The organism is Stenotrophomonas maltophilia, from assembly GCF_003970865.1.
GTDB classification, from domain to species: Bacteria; Pseudomonadota; Gammaproteobacteria; order Xanthomonadales; family Xanthomonadaceae; genus Stenotrophomonas; species Stenotrophomonas maltophilia_AR.
In genome coordinates this window covers 36,807-55,149 of the sequence record NZ_RXLZ01000030.1, presented here as the reverse complement: position 1 = coordinate 55,149, position 18,343 = coordinate 36,807, and the positions used below count along the sequence as shown (strand labels likewise).

Here is an 18,343-nt window from a genome sequence, read left to right as displayed (position 1 = left end):
TTTGTTTAGGATGTTGTATTGATAGTATTGTTGACTGCGGTGTCGTCTTTTGTTTTTGTTTGTCGCGCGAAAAATCGCAAAGGTATATGGTTTTTTTTTCCAGGAACAGGCGGCATGAGAAAAAGGAGGCCGTTTCGTTGGATTTGCGATTTGTAAAAGAGACAGGAACAGAATGGCAGCAGCAAGCAGGTGGCGACGCATGGCACGATCCGTGAAAACAATGTGAAATGTTATAACGTCACTATTTGTATCGACAAGGGTGGAATGGGCCTTGCGGCAAGGGCTGGATATGAGAATGGTTCTCATATGAAAATGCAGGACGATCCCCGCTGGCCTCATCATGCTCAACCTCACCCTTGCCGACCTCGATCGCCTGGGCCGCAGCAGCGGCTTCCGCTATCGCCTGCCTGCGTCGGCCGCCGATCTGTCGGGTGAACAGTGCGTGGTGCAGGGCAGGGTGGAGCAGCGTCGCCTGCGCCCGGGCATGACCCTGGCGCTGTCGGACGTGATCGCCCATCAGCCGTTCGAGGCAACCTCGGAATCGCCGCCGGTCTTCTCGGCGATCGTGATGCTGGAGGGACGCGCAGGAGCGCGATTGGCCGGGCAGGCAGTGATCGGCATGAACCCGGGGGGCGGCGCGATGGTGCTGGCCGAGGCAGCACCGATGACCGCGATTCATCCCGCAGGGCAGCGGATGCGCAGCCTGAATGTCTCGTTGGATGCACCCGACGGGATTGACGACCCGATGATCAGTGAGCTGCTGTCCACCGCGCACCGCACCGGTCATCCGCGGTTGCGTGGCTGGCAGGTGCCTGGGCACCTCGAGCACGCCGCCGACCAGCTGCTGTCGGGCAGCTGGCACGGCGCGATGCATGCACTGCTGTGCGAGAGTATCGGCCTGCAGATGCTGGCCCTGGCGCTGGGGTCGCCTGCGCGGGAGGCATCGCCGGACCTGCGTGTTTCAGCACGTGACCGCCGCATGCTGCAGCGGGTGATGGATTGCCTGCAGGCGGCTCCGGCCGCCGACCATTGCCTGGAGGATCTGGCGCGCCTGGCCTGCATGAGCCCAAGCAGCCTGCGCCTGAAGTTCCAGCAGGTGTACCAGTGCTCGGTGTTCGGCTGGCTGCGCGAGCACCGCCTGCAACTGGCCTGCGAGCAGCTGAGGCAGGGCTGCAGCGTGCAGCAGGCCGCGCATCTGGTCGGCTACCGGCATGCCACGAATTTCGCGACCGCATTCCGTGCGCGCTACGGCATCGCGCCCAGCCAGCTGCGCTGACCCCGGATCAGCGCCGGCAGCGCGCATACATCTGCTGCGTTGGGGCATACGTGTGCTCACGCTCAAATGACAATAATTCTCATCCAGCCTTTCCCTCCTGCTGGATCTCCCATGCCCGCCTGTATCCGCCCGCGCGCCCTGGCAACCGCCATCGGCACGACCCTGGCGCTGTTCAATACTGCCCACGGCGCCGAGCGCGCCCCCGCTGCGAAGACCTCGCAGCTGCCCACCGTGCAGGTCACGGCCGACCTCGATGGCAGCACCGAAACCTCGCGTTCCTACACCACCGATTCCATGGGCACGGCGACGGGGCTGTCGCTGACCTCGCGGCAGACGCCGCAGTCGGTCAGCGTCATCACCCGCCAGCAGATCGAGGATCGTGGCCTGCTCAGCACCGCCGATGCGCTGGCCACCGCTCCGGGCATTTCGGTCACGCGCAGTGATGCCAACCGTTACTCATTCTCGGCACGCGGCTTCGATATCGACAACTACCAGTTCGATGGCGTGGTGATGCCGGTGCTGTCGCCATGGAACTTCGGCGAGAACAATCTGGACATGGTGGTGTACGACCGCATCGAGATCGTGCGCGGTGCCAATGGCCTGATGACCGGTGCCGGCAATCCGTCGGCTGCGGTGAACTATGTGCGCAAGCGCCCGCTGCGTGATTTTGCTGCCAGTGGCGGCATCAGCCTCGGCAGCTGGGACGCGCGCCGCGCCTGGGTGGATGTGTCCAGCCCGTTGAGCCGGGAAGGGCGTGTGCGTGGTCGTGTGGTCGCCGCGCAGGCAGAGGGCGACAGCTACACCGCTGGCCTGGACAGCACCGCGAAGACGCTCTACGGCGTGGTCAGCGTGGACCTGGGCGAGGACACTGGATTGATCGCCGGTATCTCTTACCAGGCCAACGACAATCGTGGCTTCGGCAGCGGATTCGCGCTGTTCAATGCCGATGGCACGCGTACCCGCTTCGATCGCTCGGTATCGGCCACCGCGCCGTGGGCACGGATGACCACCGACACCCGCAATGGCTTCTTCGATTTCAACCATCGCTTCGGCAACGACTGGCAGGCGCGCGTGTCCTACAGCCGCTCGCACACCGACATGGAGATGAAGCATCTCTACCGGGGCGGCTATCCCGATTCGGTTACCGGGGCTATGCCCAATGGCAACAGCTTCACTCGTTACGACGGCCCGGTGCGCCGCGAGGCGGTCAGTGTCAGCCTGACCGGTCCCTTCCAGCTGTTCGGCCGCCAGCACACTGCGTCCGTCGGCTGGTCGCGCTCACGCGACGAGATCGCGCTGGGGCAGTACCGCGCGCTGGCGCCGCTGCCACCGTTGGCCAGCTACCTGGACTGGCACGGGCCCGGTACGCCGGAGCCGGTGTGGGCCAGCAGCAAGACCCAGGCCGATGATCTGGACAACCGGCAGAGCGGTGCCTATGCGGTGGTGCGGCTGTCGCTGGCGGATCCGTTGCATGTGATCGTCGGTGGCCGCCTGAGCAACTGGGAGACCGACCAGGTCTACTTCGGCAGCAAGCGCAAGTACCGCTACCGCAACGAGTTCGTACCGTATGCCGGTGTGGTCTGGGACCTCAACGGCTACAGCAGCGTCTACGCCAGCTACACCGGTATCTTCAAGCCGCAGAACAACCGCAATGAATCCGGGCAGATCCTCGACCCGGTCAGCGGCCGCAGCTATGAGCTGGGCCTCAAGGGCAGCTGGCTGCAGGAGCGCTTGAATGCGTCGGCGGCGCTGTTCCGCACCCAGCAGGACAACATCGCCGAGGCCACCGGTGGCCTGGTCGAAGGCAGCACGCAGGCGGCCTACCGCGCGGTGAAGGGCGCAACCGTGGACGGCCTGGAACTGGAACTGGCCGGCGAACCACTGCCGGGCTGGAGCCTGGGCACCAGCTTCACCACCTTCATCGCGCAGGACGCACAGGGCAGGGCGATCAATACCGCCAAGCCGCGCAGCCTGTTCAAGCTGTTCACTACCTGGCGGCTGCCGGGTACCTGGGACCGGCTGACGATCGGCGGTGGCGTGGACTGGCAGAACCGCATGTACCAGACCGCCACCGCGCCCGGAAATCGCCGGGTGCCGGTGGAGCAGCCCAGCTACGCACTGGTGAACCTGATGGCGCGCTACCAGTTCAGTTCCAATGTGTCGGCGGCGGTCAACATCAACAACCTGTTTGACCGCCACTACTACTCGCAGATCGGCTTCTACAACCAGGGCTGGTACGGCGCACCGCGAAACGTGATGTTCACGGTGAAGGTTGGCTACTGAGGATGCCGTCGCGCGGGTCAGGGATCCAGCGGATCCATCGGGTCGATGCGCAGCGATTCGGGAGCCGGCACGAACGGGATCGCGTAGGGCGAGACGCGTGAACCGACCTTGCCCGGAACGTAACCCAGTTCATGGCGGTTGCGCTCGCTGAAGGCGCTGCTGGCGACCGAGTCGATATGCGATGGACTGCTGACCACCAATGCCGGTTGCCGCGGCGGTGCCTGCAGGGCCGCCAGCAACCGGGCTGCATTGCGCAGGTTGGTGGTGGTGTGGCGGGCATACGGCTCGATGATGATCGCATCTGCGGGAATGCCGAAGCGTGCCATCAGCGCTTCGCGCATCTGCGCCGCTTCGACGCTGCGGGTGCCGCGCGGATGTACCGCACCACCGGAGACGATGAGGAAGGGCGCATCACCTGCCGCGTAGCGCTGCGCGGCCGCCTTCAGGCGCAGCTTGCTGCCGGCGCTGAGCGGGGTGGTCAGTTCATCCGGTCCCTGGCCCAGCACGATGATCGCGGTGTATGGATGCGCATTCCAATCGAGCTGCCGCGCACGCGCAAACGGCGCGGCGTTCATCCCCGCGCTGATGGGCTCGAAACGGATCGCATCGAGGCGGTCATTGGCATCGAGCAGGCTTACCGCCACCGCGATGCTGCGATCGAAGGCGGTGTAGGCCGCGCTGGCGTCCACCTCGCTCATCTGCATGGCAATGGCGACGTCGCCGGCCAGTCGCGTGCTGCCCGCTGTGCCGACCGGGCCGTCGATGGCATCGTAGCGGGGCGGCTGGCCCTGGCCATAGACGGAGAGAATGTTGTTGAGGCCCGCCAGCTCCCGTTCGATGGCCTCGGCGTGCGCGGGAGTCGCGGCGGTCAGCAGGCCTGCCTGCGCGGGCGTCCAGCGTGCGGACGCGAGCGTGCAGGTGGCGGTCCGGCAGCGGGCCAGCTGCTGCGTGCGTTCAGCCAGGAGGGCGCGCGCATCACCGGGCAGCGTATCGGGCTTCAACTGCATGAGGGTCGGGAACAAGCGTGCGGCAAGCGCGGCGCTGTCGCGGTCGTCGGCCGCCGCCGCAAGCGGCAGCGCTGCCGTGGAGAGCAGGGCAAGGGACAAGGTAAGTCGTCGATGCATCACCAGCTCCTGCTGACCATCAGGCGGACGTTGCGGCCGAACAGCGGCCGTCCATAGATTGCCTCGGCCGAACCCTGTCCGGCCAGGGCATCGGTGCGGGTGTTGCCTTCGGTGAGTCCCTTTTCATTGGTGAGGTTGTCACCTACCAACTGTGCGCCCCAGTTGCCGCGCTTCCATGAAACGCCGAGGCCCAGGGTCTGGTAGGCAGGCAGCGCTGTCTGGTTGAACAGATCAACATAGGATTTGCCGACCACGTCATAACGCAGCCAGGTCTCGAACTGGTCCTGGCCATGCTGGAAGCTGAAGGTCGGGCGGAGGTTGCCGTAGAGCTTGGGCTCACGAACGATCTGCTTGCCGTTGACGGCAGCCGGGTCGGCGCCGGAATCGTTCTGCAGGCTGTCGTACTGCGGATCGCTGACCGTGATCGAGCCGGCGATGCTGAACCAGTCCAGCGGCCGGAACAGTCCATCCAGTTCGATGCCCTTGGAGACGGCGGTACCGATGAACGGAACCGACTGGTCATTGCGGCCGGTTGTCGGGTTGAAGGCCACGAACGAGGCGTTGAGCGGATCGAACTTCGTGTAGAACGCCGTCAGGTACAGGTAGGACCGGCCGAATCCGGCCTTCAGGCCAAGCTCGTACTGGTCCAGCTGGGTCTGCACGATGGTGGGATCGATCGAGCGTGCCACTGACGAGTTGGGAACGATCTCCATGTGCGAGACGCGGGCGTAAGCACCCACCGAAGGGGTGAAATCGAAGTTCGCACCCACGGTCCAGTTGGTCGCGGACGGATCCAGGCGATGGTTCTGGACGACGCCGGTGAACCGGCGCGTGGTGTTGTCGGCCAGTGTGTTGCGGTCGCCGAGGTCGACCTGGGCGGTCTGCTCTGCGTAGCCTTCATAGCGATAGCGTTCATGGCGGATACCAGCGTCGAGCTTGAAGCGGTCCGTCAGTGCCCACGTGTCATTGGCATACACCGCGAACATGCGGGCATCGACCTTGCCGCGATTCAAGGTAGTTGTGTAACGCAGCGTGCCTTTGTCGGTCACATAGCCCAGCGGGGTGCCATCGTTGCCGTAGGCCACCAGATCCAGCAGGCGTGGCTTGCCGCGCATCTCCATCAGCATGTCCTGGTACAGGCTGAAGGCCGTGGTGCCGAAGAAGGCCGTATATGCGCCGATGTTCAGATCGTGGCTGCCCCAGGCCGTTTCAAACAACCGCGTCGCACTGAAGTCCGCCTGGCCGGAGTAGAAGTCCGAATCTGCGGCCCGGTACTGGGCCGAGATCACCAGGCCGGAGTCGGCATAGGGATCGTAGGCACTCGTTCCGTTGCTGCCGGCCAGGGCGTAGCCCATTCGTGCGACGCCGGCACCGAAGACGGAACGGGCCGCGCCCAGATAGCCGTTGGCAAAGGTGCGTGCGTCGACCGGGTTGGTGGTCGAGTACAGTGCGTCGAAGGTGTTGCGACCCTTGGTGTAGCCGGTTTTCAGCGAGATCGTCCAGTCGCTGGCGGTATTCTCGTACTGGAAGCCGATGTTGCCGAAGCGCATGTGCCGGCCATCGGCCAGGTCGCGGTTCATGCCCTGCAGGACGCCGCCGCCATCGAGGTACTTCAGGTTCACGCTGCGCAGCGACGGCGAGTTCAGCGTACCGTCGAAGTAGTCGATGTACGGGTCCAGCGGAACGCTGGGATTGCGCGGATCGGCGACCGGGATCGGCAGGTAGAACGTATTGTGGTCATCGACGAAGGTACCGCTGACCTTGAACCAGCTGGTGTCGTCGAAGTAGTGCTTGATGTTGCCCCTGATCTGCCCGCCCTTGTCGTTCGGGAAGCCGTTGTCGCGGTAACCATCGTGCTGGCGCAGGAATCCACCGACTGCATAGAAGGTGTCCTTGCCGAGGGCGCCGGACTGGTACATCTCGCCGCGGTACAGCCCGGTGTCACCGACGGTCAGCTGGGCCTTGCCGTGAGTCTCTTCGGAGCCCTCGGCCAGGATGTTGTTGACGATGGCGCCGCCACTGCTCGCATAGATCGGTGCCGGGCCACCACGTACGATCTCCACCCGCTGGTTCATCACGTCGAACCGGTTCATGCCGTCGCCGGAATTGAAGAAGTGGCCATCCAGCTCCTGGTAGAGCGGCAGGCCGTCCTGCTGGAAGGCGATGAAGCCACGATCGGTGGGAATGCCGCGCAGCCGGGTGATGTTCTGCACCTCGCCGCCGGTGGCCTCGACATGGATGCCGGGCACGGACCCGAGCAGGTCGGCGTAGCTTTTCGGTGCGAGCTTCTGCACGTCTTCGCGGCTGAGTGAATTGACCGCGAAGGACGCATCGAAACGGCGCTGGGTGCGTGCCGCACCGGTGACCACCACCGCATCCAGCGTCGCGGCGTCGTTGCTGTCCTTGTTCGGGACGGGGGCGTCCTGCGCAGAAACGTTGCCGTGCAGGGATATCAAGGCCAGGGAGATTCCCAGGACCAGGGGGCTGATGTTCATCGGAGGGCGGCCATGCAGGGAAGGGGGACCGCTGCACGGTAGGTCCGGGCGATGACGGAATTGTTTACTTCGGCGGAAATAAACAATTAAGCGCTGGCATCGGCGCCCAGCTGGTGGATCGGCAGCAGCGCTGCGCCCACCGAGACCGCGGATCCTCCCAGCCTTGACACATGCACCTGCGGCAGGCGCAGGCTGTCCAGCGCACTGCTCCAGCGTGCTGGCTGCTGCAGGTGTTGCCCCAGGGCTTCCAGTACCTGGCGGGGCAGTGAACCGGACAGGATCACTGCGCCGGGATCGAGCCAGGCCACGCCGGTATTGGCCGCTGCGCCCAGCTGGTTGCCCGCGCGTTCGGCCCAGGCGCTGATGATGCCGGCATGGGTGTCCAGGCAGGCCTCCAGCTCGAACAGCGAAGGAATTCCGGCGCCGGCCTCGCGCAACGTGGCCAGCAGGTCGATGCCCGAGGGGCGCGGTGCGTCCATGCGGAACAAGCGACCGATGTCGCCGGCATTGCCAAATTCACCACGCATCACATCACGCCGATGGATCACGCCGCCACCCACGCCGTGGCCGACATACAGCAGCAGCGCCGAGGCGCAGTCGCGGATCAGCCCGCTGTCGTAGTACTCCGCCAACGCCGCCAGGGTTGCATCGTTCTCCACCCAGACCGGGAAGCCGAAGTAGTCTTCGAAGAACTGGTCGTTGTCGATATCGCGCCAGCCATGCAGCCAGTCCACCGCATGCCGGCGTGCCGGACCGGTTTCGACCACGGGCCCGGGGACCGCCACGCCGAGGCCGAGGAAACGGGCGCGCATGAGCCCGGTGCGGCTGGTGAGGCTGCGCAGGCGCTGGTCCACGGCATGCACGAAATCGCGTGGATCCGCGCTGTCGAACGCGGTGGCATCACGGGCGATGACCTGGCCGGCGAAATCCACCAGTGCGATCTCCAGCCAACCCGGATGCACCGTGGCACCGGCGGCATAGCCGCCCCGACCGGACAGCGCCAGTGGCACCGACGGACGGCCACGCTGGCCATCGGACAGCTGTCCCTGTTCCTCGATCACTTCCAGCATCAGCAGTTCCCGCGCCAGGCGGGTCAACGCGCCGTTGTGCATGCCCAGCTGGTGGGCGATGGTGATGCGGGGAACCGCGCCCATCGTGCGCAACAGCCAGATGATGCGCTTGTGGTCAGCCTCCAGTGCGATCAGCGGCTTGCGGCGCAGCCGCGATGTCGGGGCCAGGTTCACGGGCGCAGGTCCTCGGTGCGTGCTGGCGGGATGGGCCAGGCCAATGCGGCCAGCGAAAGCAGGCTGCCGATGGCGACCAGCGAGACCAGGGTGGCCGCGGTGCCCGGATCGCCCGCCTGTATACCGGGCAACACTTCGCCCAGCAGCAAGGAAGAGGCCGCGATGGATAGCTTCATGGTTCCGGTGAGCAGTGCAAAACAGCTGAGGTCATCGTCGCGTCCGCTATGGACGGCATGGCGATGGGCGATCAGCGCGGTGCGTCGCCACAGGACCAGGCCGACGCTGGCCACTGCCGTCCCGTGAATGGCGGCACATGCAATCGCGACAGGCGTGGAGGGGATGACCAGGTACACGCCAACGGCGGCGACGGCCAGCACCGACATCAGCGCGAGCATCCCGGTCTCGCTGTGCAGCCTTGAACGCAGGCGCAGGCAGAGCCAGGGGGCAACTACCATGCCTGCTACCATCGCGAAGGTCAGTGCTGCCCCGTGTTCGGCGAAGGGGAACAGACGCCCGGCCAGGCCTACCAGCGCCGTCTCTGCCGCTGCGGCCAGCAGAATCGGCAGCAGCGCAGGCAGGGGCAGGGCAACAGCACCGGACGTCCTGGTTGCGGAGGGTCGTGGGCGCGTTGCGACGCAGGCCAGGGGAAGCGCAGCGGCCGCGATCAGCACGCCCATGATCATGCAGATCAGCAACGCGTCGCCACTACCCTGGGACGCAGGCGCACCGACCACGCCGAACAGCGCCGAGGCGACGCACAGCTTGGAAATGGGTACCACCACGGCGCGCGTGGAGACATAGCGCATGGCCTCGTCCTCGTCACGAGGCAGCAATGAAGTCAACGCATTCTGCGCCACGTCGTAGACCGCATAGCAGCTACGGAACAGCAACGATGCGACCAGCAATGGCAGGAAGGCGGTCTCGGCTGCGTTGCCCGGGCTGAACAGCAGACAGGCGCTGGCGGCCGTGCCGAGCCCGCCGATGAGCTGCAGGCGCAGGGCGAGGCGCTGCTGGTTGCGCAGGCGGCTGAATACGGCGGCCAGCAGCAGATCGAGCAGGCTGCTGTAGGCCAATGAAATGGCCAGCAGCTGGCCGGTGTGGGCCGCCGACAGCCCCAGCCGGGCGTGCAGGTAGTAGCCCAGCACCAGATCCACGAACGACCAGACCAGGGTGCGGGCAAAGTGGCCGGCGGCATAGAGGTGCCGCGGCGAGGGCTGCGCGTTCAACGCCGTGTACTGGGGAAGAAGAGCCGGAGATGCTGGATCGTTCTACTACCCCTGTGTGACATGGTCCTGACATGGCGCGTGGCCGGGCATTCAGCGAGTGGCTTGCACCGCCTGCCGCAGGCGCGCAGCATTCGCCCTGCTGCCCCATCACGCGTCACGCAGCGCCTTCTTCACTGGAACGGAGCAACGTATGAAGCTGTTGTCCGCTGTGTTGTTGTCTGCGCTTTCGCTACCCGCCGTTCCGGCGCTGGCAGTGGAAGCTTCGCCCTCACCGCTGCTGGGGCGCTGGTCGCTGGATATCGCCACGTCTGCGCTACCCGAAGCGCAGCGCCCGAAGCACGTGGTGCTCGAGTTCAAGGATGCCGGTGCGGGGCGTTGGAGTTCACACGTGGACATCGTCCTGCACGATGGCAAGACCATGAAATCCGACGGCACGTTGGCGCTCGACGGTACGCCGGGGCCCTTGTCCGGCACCTATGGCGCGGACAAGGCCAACCTGAAACTGCCGGCGCCGAACACCCTGGTGATGCAGCTGGTGGACCACGGTACGCCGGCCTCCACCCGCATCTATACCGTGGCGGCCGATCGCACGACGATGACCGAGACCAAGGCGTTCTACGGTCACGACGGTACACCGATCCTGCAGACCAACCTGTTCAAGCGGATACCGTAGCGGCGCCGCCTGCGCCATGCCCACGGGGAGAAATCCGTGGGCATGGCATCGGCAGTCTTACACCGCGGCCGGGTCGCGCTTGCCGGTGTCGATGCCGTACTTGTCGATGGCCTCCTGCATCCGCGAGCGTTCGAAGCGACCGTCGTCGGCCAGCGACTTCAGGGCTGCCAGCACGATGAAGTGGCGATCCACTTCGAAGAACGTGCGCAGCGACTCACGCGTGTCGGAACGGCCGAAGCCATCGGTGCCGAGTGCGGTGAAGCGACGGTCGTTGATGAAGGGACGGATCTGGTCGCCGACGATCTTCATGTAGTCGGTGGCCACCACCACGGGGCCTTCGTGGCCCTGCAGGCGCTGCTGCACGTACGGCACGCGCGGTTCCTCGGCCGGGTGCAGCAGGTTCCAGCGCTCGGCGGCCAGGCCGTCGCGGCGCAGTTCGGTCAGGCTGGTGGCGCTCCAGACATCGCTGGCGATGCCGAAGTCCTGCTGCAGCAGTACTGCCGCGGCTTCCACTTCGCGCAGGATCGAGCCGCTGCCCATCAGCTGCACGCGAGGCTGCGAGGCAGCATCGGCGGCTGCTGGATGCAGCAGATACAGACCCTTCAGGATCCCCGCTTCCACGCCCTCCGGCAGTGCCGGCTGCGGGTAGTTTTCGTTGAGCACGGTGATGTAGTAGTAGATGTCTTCCTGCTCGACGTACATGCGGCGCAGGCCGTCATGGATGATCACCGCCAGCTCGTAGTTGTAGGTCGGGTCGTAGGACACGCAGCTGGGAATCACCGACGACAGCACGTGGCTGTGGCCGTCATCGTGCTGCAGGCCTTCGCCCATCAGCGTGGTGCGGCCCGACGTGGCACCGAGCAGGAAGCCGCGGGTACGCGCATCGGCAGCGGCCCAGGCCAGGTCACCGACGCGCTGCAGGCCGAACATCGAATAGAAGATGTAGAACGGAATCGTCGCCAGGCCGTGGTTGCTGTAGGCGGTGCCGGCGGCGATCCACGAACAGATCGCACCGGATTCATTGATGCCTTCCTGCAGGATCTGGCCGTCCTTGGCTTCCTTGTAATAGCTCAGCTGGCCGGCGTCCTGCGGGGTGTACAGCTGGCCCAGGTAGGAGTGGATGCCGATCTGGCGGAACAGGCCTTCCATGCCGAAGGTGCGCGATTCATCGGGCACGATCGGAATCACCAGCTTGCCCAGTTCCGGGTCCTTCAGCAGGCTGGTGAGGATGCGCACGAAGCCCATGGTGGTGGACTGGCCACGATCGCCGCTGCCCTGCAGCTGGGTGTTGAAGATGGACAGCGGCGGCAGCGGCAGCGGATCGACCTTGGCCAGGCGCGCCGGCAGCTGCCCACCCTGGATGCGGCGGCGCTCGGCGAAGTAGGCCGCTTCGGCGCTGCCCGGTTCCGGGCGCAGATAGGGCATCTCCTCCAGCTGGTCGTCGCTGACCGGCAGGTTGAAGCGGTCGCGGAAGGCGCGCACGGCATCGGCGCTCATCTTCTTCAGCTGGTGGTTGATGTTCTGGCCTTCGCCGGCTTCGCCCATGCCGAAACCCTTGACCGTCTTGGCCAGGATCACCGTCGGCCGGCCGCTGGTGTTCACCGCCTGCTGGTAGGCGGCATACACCTTCTGCGGATCATGGCCACCACGTGCCAGCGCCCAGATGTCGTCGTCGCTCATGTGCGCGACCAGCTCCAGCAGCTCGGGGTAGCGGCCGAAGAAATGCTCGCGCACGTAGGCGCCGCTCTGCGACTTGAAGGTCTGGTAGTCGCCATCCACGCATTCCATCATGCGCTGGCGCAGCAGGCCGCTGTGGTCGCGGGCCAGCAGGTCGTCCCAGCCACTGCCCCAGATCAGCTTGATCACGTTCCAGCCAGCCGCGTGGAAGGTGCCTTCCAGTTCCTGGATGACCTTGGCGTTGCCGCGTACCGGACCGTCCAGGCGCTGCAGGTTGCAGTTGACCACGAACACGATGTTGTCCAGCCGCTCGCGGCCGGCCAGGGAAATTGCCGCCAGCGATTCGGGTTGATCCATCTCGCCGTCGCCGAGGAAGGCCCAGACCTTGCGGCCCTGGTGTTCTTTCAGGCCGCGGTACTCCAGGTAACGCATATAGCGCGCCTGGTAGGCGGCGGTCAGCGGGCCCAGCCCCATCGACACGGTGGGGAACTGCCAGAACTCCGGCATCAGGCGCGGGTGCGGATACGAGGACAGGCCTTCGCGGCCGGCTTCGCGGCGGAAGTTGTCCATCCGTGCCGGATCGATGCGGCCTTCCACGTATGCGCGGCCATAGATGCCCGGCGCCGAATGGCCCTGGATGTAGATCATGTCGCCGTCGAAGGTGTCGGTGCGGCCACGGAAGAAGTGGTCGAAGCCCACGTCGTACATCACCGCTGCCGACTGATAGGTCGCGATGTGGCCACCGACGTTGGAATGCTTGCCGGCACGCAGCACCATCACCATCGCGTTCCAGCGGATCATCGCGTTCAGGCGGCGCTCGATGGCCAGGTCACCCGGGTAGGCCGGCTGGCGCTCGGGCGGGATGGTGTTGACGTAGGCGGTCCAGGCACGGGTATGCAGGTCGCCGTGCTGCTGGGCGTCCAGATCGCTCAGCTGGTCGATCAGGTAGTGCGCGCGTGGCCGGCCGCCGGCCTGCATCACCGCCTCCAGCGATTCACGCCACTCCTGGGTTTCCAGTGGATCGGTATCGAAGGGAATGAGGGCTTGGTTCATGGCTGTCTCCAGAGGGCGCCGGTCGGACTTCTGCCTGGGCGACAACACCGGCAGGGCGCACAGCACTGGAGCGGGGTCGCAACGGCGGGGGCCGTGACGCGAAGGGCGACCGTGGCGGCCACCGAGAAGACAAGCGTAGGCCTGCCCCCCACGCTTCGGTAGGCGGGCGGGGCTTGGGTCTCTGGCAAGCAAGGGTTGGTGCCGCGCGCCGTATCATGGGCCGATGCGCTGGGCGCGGCCGCTGATCAGGCCGGGGACAGCCCAGGCAGGAACACCGGGATGATCGCCACGCCGACACCCAGCAGGCACCAGGCGACGATGGGCAACCAGCGCGCCAGGCGTTGGGCGGGTTCCGGTGCACGACGGCCGCCGATCCACAGCAGCAGCGTGAGCACACCTAGCGCATAGGCGAGGACGACGATCACCGGATGCACATGGATGACCCGGCTGGGCGGCCACATCTGCTGCTGATAGGCGGTGGTGTGGGCGACCAGCAGCAGGAACAGCAGGCTGCTGAGGGTGTTGATGGCGGTGCGTGCGTTGATGGGAGCACTCCTTGTGCGGGCTGCCGGGACATTGCAGGGGCCGCATTCTAGCGGCTGCCTGCCGGTCGTTGAAACGCCACTGTCATCGATGGCGGTCACCCTGCGGGGCTTTCCAGCCTCGGGGTGGTTGGCCGGCCGTGAACAGCGTGAGGATCTGGGAGAAGAGCTACGAACTGCGGCGCCGGCTGCTGCGTGGCTTCTTCCTGCGTCGCGGTTCGGCCAGCGAGGATGCCGAAGACCTGGCGCAGGAGGTCTATCTGCGCCTGCTGCGCAGCACCGGCGAAGATGCCGATGCGGTCGAGAACCCGGAAGCCTACCTGTTCACCGTGGCGGCCAACCTGGCGCGCGAGCATGCGCGCGCGCGGTCGTCGCTGCCGCCGCTGGAAGACGTCGACCTGCTGGCCGAAGTGCTGAAAAGCGAAGAAGACATCGAAGGTGAATTCGAGCGTGCGCAGCGCTGGAATGATATCCGCAGCACCATCGCACGACTGCCGGCGACCACGCGGCGGGTGATGGAGCTGCACTACCGCGACGGGCTGGACTGCCCGGGAATCAGCCAGCAGCTGCAGGTGTCGGTGCACATGGTGCGCAAGCATATCGGCAAGGGTCTGGAGGCCTGCAGGAAGGCGCTGGGCGCCAGGGAGCTCACATGAACCGGAATTCATTGCCCGTGGCCGACGACACGATCGCCTGCGAGGCCATGGACTGGTTCCTGCGCAATCGCGAGGGGGCGTTGGATGAGGCCGGGCGCCTCGCGTTCCTGGACTGGATGAAGCGCTCGCCGGAGCATGTGCGCGCCTACATGCGCGCCCTCGCGTTGCACCGGCAGGTGGGTGAGGCGCTGCAATCGCCGTTGGCTGACGAGGCGGCGGTTCCACCGCGGCAGGTCGCTGCCAAGGTGGTGCCGCTGTTCGGTAGCGTGCACGCGCCGCCGCGCGCTGTGCCGCGTCGCGGCCGTGCGCGCTGGTGGGTGGCGGCTGCCGCAGCCTGTATCGCCCTGCTCGGCGTGGGCCTGGTTCCGCAGGTGATGCCCACCAAGCAGCTTTACAGTGCCGGACAGGGTGAACTTCGCGACCTGGTGCTGCCCGACCAGACCCAGGTGCGGCTCAACGCGGACAGCCGCCTGCGGGTACGCATGGGTTGGTTCAGCCGCAAGGTGGAGCTGCTGCAGGGTGAGGCCACATTCGACATCGCCCGCGACCGCCGTCCGTTCGAGGTGCAGGTGAACGGCCTGGAGATCCGGGACATCGGCACGGTATTCGATGTATCGCGACGGCTGCAGAGCACGCGCATCGGCGTGGTCTCCGGCGAGGTGGAGGTATGGAGCCAGGGTGCGGACGCCCGGCGTCTTGCGCAACTGGGCGAAGGCCGGGTGGTGCAGGTCGACGCGCGCAGCCATGTGGTCGAGTCATTGGACCTGCCATTGTCGATGCTGCTGGATTGGCAGCAGCGCAAGGTGTCCTTCCTGGATGAGCGGCTGGACGAGGTGGCCGCTGCCTTCAACCGGCACAACCAGGTGCAGGTGCGCGTGCTGGACGAAGGCGCGGCATCGGCACGGTTGTCGGGCAGTCTCGATGCGCATCGTATCGGTGCGCTGCAGGCCTTCCTCGAACGCGACCCGCGTTTCGTGGTGAGGCGCGAAGGCGACACCGTGCGGGTTGGCAGTCGCTGAGGCCGACGTGGCCGTTGACTGTCAGAAAAAATTCATCGAATCCGCGTTCTCTACTTCGGTGGATGCGGGCTCTTACTTGGGAGAAGCCGCTGCCGAGCCACGCAGCGGCGCCTGCTGCCTTCTCTCTTCCAAGGACCCGTGATGCGCAACACGCTCTACCTGTCGATCATCCTCGCCCTGTCTCCCTGCAGCGTGCCGCTGGCCTTCGCCGCCGGTGCCGATGGCCTGGAGGCGCGCGTATCCACGCCGATCGCGGCGCAGCCGTTGGCGCGTGCGCTGGAGCAGTTGTCGCGCAGTTCCGGGGTGCAGTTCCTGTACTCGGCCGGCGGTGATGCCCGCATGGCCGGTGCGGTGCCGCGCGGTGCCACCGTCAGGCAGGCGCTGGACGCGCTGCTGGCAGGGACCGGCCTGGGTTACACCGTGGTCGATGGCAATGTCATCGCCATCGATCCGGCACCCGTAAGCAACGCGCCGAAGCCGGCCGCGCCGAAGCCGCGCGAGGCCGAGGCGGTGGTGGCGCCGACCCTGGACACGGTGAAGGTGATTGCCGCACATGAGGTCATCGACCAGAAGAAGTCGTCGCCGGTGATCAAGGATTCGGTGGTGTACGACGAGATGGACAGCTATGGCGACGAGACCCTGGCCGAGAGCCTGATGGCCGCTCCAGGCCTGAGCGCGGTGGAGGATGCCGGTGAGCCACGTTACGTGACCGTGCGCGGCGTACAGGCCAACCTCAACTACACCACCATCGATGGCATCGCGATTGCCAGTGTGGGAGGCAGTGGCTCCGGTGAGCGCATGAACAACCTGCAGCTGATTCCCAGCGACATCGGCACCCGTACCGACATCTACAAGAGCTTCAGTGCGGAGCAGGCACCGGATGCGATCGGCGGCGTGATCGACATCATCAGCCGCAGTGCCTTCGACCGGTCCGGCAAGTACGTGTTTGCCGATGTGGCAGGCATCTATTCCACCGCCGAGACCAACGTCGAGCGCAGCGCAGGCGGCAACCACGAGACCCTGGGCCACTTCGGCAAGAGCGCCAAGATGGTGTTCTCCAACCAGTTCGGCGCCGACCAGGAGTTCGGCATCGTTGCGGTGGCACGCTATGAGCAGCGTTCGCGCAACAGCGTCAAGCGCTGGGTGGAGTCGAACTACTACTACAACGACGCTGGCAAATACCTCACCGACGGTACCACGGGGCCGGACGAGGCCAAGGGCTGGAACGGGCTGCGTGCGCCTGGCAACTTCAGCACCGGCACCTATACCAACTTCATCACCAACTTCGGTGGCTCCGCCAAGCTTGAGTGGAAGCCCTCGGATGATCCGTTCTACGCATCGCTGCTGCTGTACTCGTACCGGTTCTACGAGAACTCGACGATGAACAAGACCGATCTGTACGGCAACGCCAAGTTTCCGATCCGCAACCAGACCGAGGACAGCGGCACCACCCAGATCAACAGCATCTACATCAAGAACCGCCACGACCGCTGGGACCGCAGCAACCGTGGCGCCATCGCCAGCTTCAACTGGGACATGGGCGACCGTTCGCGGCTGACCCTGCGTGGCGGCCATACCGAAGAGACCTTCCACAACAACCAGGTCTACTGGGGTGTGCGCGCCTACCCAAGCGATCTGTTCGTCGACTACGAGAACGACAGCCACGGGTTCCCCAACGCGGTGGCGGTTTCCGATTCCAGCCTGCTGACCAGCTCGGCGTTCAAGCTCAACCCCGCGCAGGCCTATGTCTCCCCGCGCGATGCCAAGGAGAGCATCGACAACCTGCGCGCCGACTTCAGCTACAACATCGACGCCGATGCGCGCGGCTTCGGCCTGGCCGCCGGTGCCGAATACCGCCACCTGAAGATCTGGCAGGACATCGACTTCGACTACTTCAAGAGCAGTGCCACGCTCAACGATTACCTGTATCCGGGTTCGACACTGCTGGGCAGCGTGCCGGGCTTCCCGCTGATCGACAACCGCAAGTGGAACGAGGAACTGCTGCCGAAACTGGGCAGCAACAATGCGGCGTATCCGAATGCCAACTTCACCAGCGACTACAAGTACGTGGAGGACATCACCAATGCCTATGTATCCGCGCACTACGCCTGGGACCGGCTGCTGCTGATCGGCGGCCTGCGCTACGACCACACCCGCTTCGATGCCTACAGCCCGTTCAGTGATGATGGCGGCACTACCTATACCTCCGACTTCCGCAATACGAGTGGTGGCTACAACAACCTGCTGCCTTCGTTGAATGCGACGTTCAAGCTGAGCGAGGACCAGCGCCTGCGCTTCTCCGCCAGCCGCACGCTGGGCCGGCCGACGCCGAGCAACATCGCCCAGGCCACCAGCACCAGCTGTGGCGATGACGAGGAGGGCAGGGGCTTCTGCACCATCAAGCAGGGCAATGCCGACCTGCAGCCACGCCGTTCCACCAACATCGACCTGGCGTGGGACCTGTATTTCAACGGCAACAACGGCCTGGTCTCGGTGGCGCTGTTCGACAAGGTGATCAAGGACGACATCTACACCCTGACCACCTTCGAGAACGTGGGTGATACCCGCTACCGGGTGACCCAGCCGATGAACACTGATGAGTCCAAGCTGCGCGGCGTCGAGTTCGCGGTGGCCAACCGCAACCTGCAATGGGGCCGCCAGCGTTTCGACATGTACTTCAACGCCACGCGGCTGGAAGGCCAGACCAACTACCGCATCAGTGATGGCACCGAGCGCCGCCTGGACCGCCTGCTGTACCAGCCGGACTGGTCGCTCAATGGTTCGGTGATCTGGCGCATGCCGTGGAAGAGCGCGCAGCTGCGCCTGTCCGGCACCTACCGCAGCCGGATGCTGGTCGACTTCGGCGATACCCAGTGGCTGGATTCGTACTACGACCCGTACATGACCTTCAACATGGGCTTCAGCCACAAGGTCAGCAAGCACGTGACGCTGAAGTACGAGGCCAAGAACCTGTTCAACACCCAGCCGACCTACAGCACCGGCCCGAACGGGCGCTTCCGTACCGAGATCGACGACTACGGCCGCTTCTTCTACTTCCACATCATCTACAACTGA

At 65.4% G+C, this 18,343-nt stretch carries 13 protein-coding genes; 6 read left to right on the top strand and 7 right to left on the bottom strand.

Translation table 11 applies throughout. The annotated features are described in order from the left end of the window. A partial coding sequence (locus tag EKL94_RS22545) for a hypothetical protein (protein WP_221767983.1) occupies positions 1 to 201 on the bottom strand: 201 nt, incomplete at its 3' end. A 139-nt stretch (positions 202 to 340) separates the two neighbouring features. Here EKL94_RS22545 and EKL94_RS11740 point away from each other — a divergent pair. Together EKL94_RS11740 and fauA are read left to right on the top strand one after the other, a co-directional pair. Next, complete coding sequence (locus tag EKL94_RS11740) at positions 341 to 1,276, top strand: helix-turn-helix transcriptional regulator (RefSeq protein ID WP_126929239.1); 936 nt, start codon at positions 341 to 343, stop codon at positions 1,274 to 1,276. A 111-nt stretch (positions 1,277 to 1,387) separates the two neighbouring features. Next, the gene (gene fauA / locus EKL94_RS11735) at positions 1,388 to 3,559 is read left to right on the top strand and encodes a TonB-dependent alcaligin siderophore receptor FauA (RefSeq protein ID WP_126929238.1); all 2,172 of its coding nucleotides are present in this window, start codon (positions 1,388 to 1,390) and stop codon (positions 3,557 to 3,559) included. Between the two features lie 17 nt (positions 3,560 to 3,576). Here fauA and EKL94_RS11730 read toward each other — a convergent pair whose 3' ends face one another. The 4 genes from EKL94_RS11730 to EKL94_RS11715 all read right to left on the bottom strand — a co-directional run bounded on the left by EKL94_RS11730 (position 3,577) and on the right by EKL94_RS11715 (position 9,648). Then, on the bottom strand, positions 3,577 to 4,683 hold the full coding sequence (locus tag EKL94_RS11730) for a YdcF family protein (RefSeq protein ID WP_126929237.1): 1,107 nt from the start codon (positions 4,681 to 4,683) through the stop codon (positions 3,577 to 3,579). Continuing rightward, positions 4,683 to 7,178: a TonB-dependent receptor gene (locus tag EKL94_RS11725; protein ID WP_126929236.1), complete on the bottom strand. Its 2,496-nt coding sequence runs from the start codon at positions 7,176 to 7,178 to the stop codon at positions 4,683 to 4,685. The genes EKL94_RS11730 and EKL94_RS11725 overlap by 1 nt, the downstream gene beginning before the upstream one ends. Positions 7,179 to 7,264: 86 nt before the next feature. Continuing rightward, entirely contained in the window at positions 7,265 to 8,422 is a 1,158-nt protein-coding gene (locus tag EKL94_RS11720) for an ROK family protein (protein ID WP_126929235.1), read from the bottom strand. Next, positions 8,419 to 9,648 carry an MFS transporter gene (locus EKL94_RS11715; protein ID WP_126929234.1) on the bottom strand — a complete coding sequence of 410 codons (1,230 nt, stop codon included), beginning with the start codon at positions 9,646 to 9,648 and terminating at the stop codon, positions 8,419 to 8,421. The genes EKL94_RS11720 and EKL94_RS11715 overlap by 4 nt, the downstream gene beginning before the upstream one ends. 190 nt (positions 9,649 to 9,838) lie before the next feature. Here EKL94_RS11715 and EKL94_RS11710 point away from each other — a divergent pair, with 190 nt between their 5' ends. After that, positions 9,839 to 10,321 (top strand): LuxR family transcriptional regulator, encoded by a 483-nt coding sequence (locus tag EKL94_RS11710; protein ID WP_126929233.1) that lies wholly within the window; start codon positions 9,839 to 9,841, stop codon positions 10,319 to 10,321. Positions 10,322 to 10,378: 57 nt separating this feature from the next. Here the strand turns inward: EKL94_RS11710 and aceE are convergent, their stop codons facing one another. Together aceE and EKL94_RS11700 are read right to left on the bottom strand one after the other, a co-directional pair. Continuing rightward, positions 10,379 to 13,051 (bottom strand): pyruvate dehydrogenase (acetyl-transferring), homodimeric type, encoded by a 2,673-nt coding sequence (aceE, locus tag EKL94_RS11705; RefSeq protein WP_126929232.1) that lies wholly within the window; start codon positions 13,049 to 13,051, stop codon positions 10,379 to 10,381. 245 nt (positions 13,052 to 13,296) lie between these two features. After that, a complete protein-coding gene (locus tag EKL94_RS11700) occupies positions 13,297 to 13,695 on the bottom strand; it encodes a hypothetical protein (protein ID WP_043035001.1) in 399 nt (132 codons plus the stop codon). A gap of 38 nt (positions 13,696 to 13,733) precedes the next feature. Here EKL94_RS11700 and EKL94_RS11695 point away from each other — a divergent pair, with 38 nt between their 5' ends. From EKL94_RS11695 to EKL94_RS11685, 3 genes are all read left to right on the top strand, one after another. Next, positions 13,734 to 14,249 carry an RNA polymerase sigma factor gene (locus EKL94_RS11695; protein WP_072166673.1) on the top strand — a complete coding sequence of 172 codons (516 nt, stop codon included), beginning with the start codon at positions 13,734 to 13,736 and terminating at the stop codon, positions 14,247 to 14,249. Further along, complete coding sequence (locus tag EKL94_RS11690; RefSeq protein ID WP_126929231.1) at positions 14,246 to 15,268, top strand: FecR family protein; 1,023 nt, start codon at positions 14,246 to 14,248, stop codon at positions 15,266 to 15,268. The genes EKL94_RS11695 and EKL94_RS11690 overlap by 4 nt, the downstream gene beginning before the upstream one ends. 141 nt (positions 15,269 to 15,409) lie before the next feature. Then, the gene (locus EKL94_RS11685) at positions 15,410 to 18,343 is read left to right on the top strand and encodes a TonB-dependent receptor (RefSeq protein ID WP_126929230.1); all 2,934 of its coding nucleotides are present in this window, start codon (positions 15,410 to 15,412) and stop codon (positions 18,341 to 18,343) included.

What these genes read in the sequence shown, in the direction of transcription:
- EKL94_RS11740 (WP_126929239.1), top strand. Translation starts at nt 341, where the DNA reads ATGCTCAACCTCACCCTTGCCGACCTCGATCGCCTGGGCCGCAGCAGC.
- fauA (WP_126929238.1), top strand. Translation starts at nt 1,388, where the DNA reads ATGCCCGCCTGTATCCGCCCGCGCGCCCTGGCAACCGCCATCGGCACG.
- EKL94_RS11730 (WP_126929237.1), bottom strand. Translation starts at nt 4,683, where the DNA reads ATGCATCGACGACTTACCTTGTCCCTTGCCCTGCTCTCCACGGCAGCG.
- EKL94_RS11725 (WP_126929236.1), bottom strand. Translation starts at nt 7,178, where the DNA reads ATGAACATCAGCCCCCTGGTCCTGGGAATCTCCCTGGCCTTGATATCC.
- EKL94_RS11710 (WP_126929233.1), top strand. Translation starts at nt 9,839, where the DNA reads ATGAAGCTGTTGTCCGCTGTGTTGTTGTCTGCGCTTTCGCTACCCGCC.
- aceE (WP_126929232.1), bottom strand. Translation starts at nt 13,051, where the DNA reads ATGAACCAAGCCCTCATTCCCTTCGATACCGATCCACTGGAAACCCAG.
- EKL94_RS11690 (WP_126929231.1), top strand. Translation starts at nt 14,246, where the DNA reads ATGAACCGGAATTCATTGCCCGTGGCCGACGACACGATCGCCTGCGAG.
- EKL94_RS11685 (WP_126929230.1), top strand. Translation starts at nt 15,410, where the DNA reads ATGCGCAACACGCTCTACCTGTCGATCATCCTCGCCCTGTCTCCCTGC.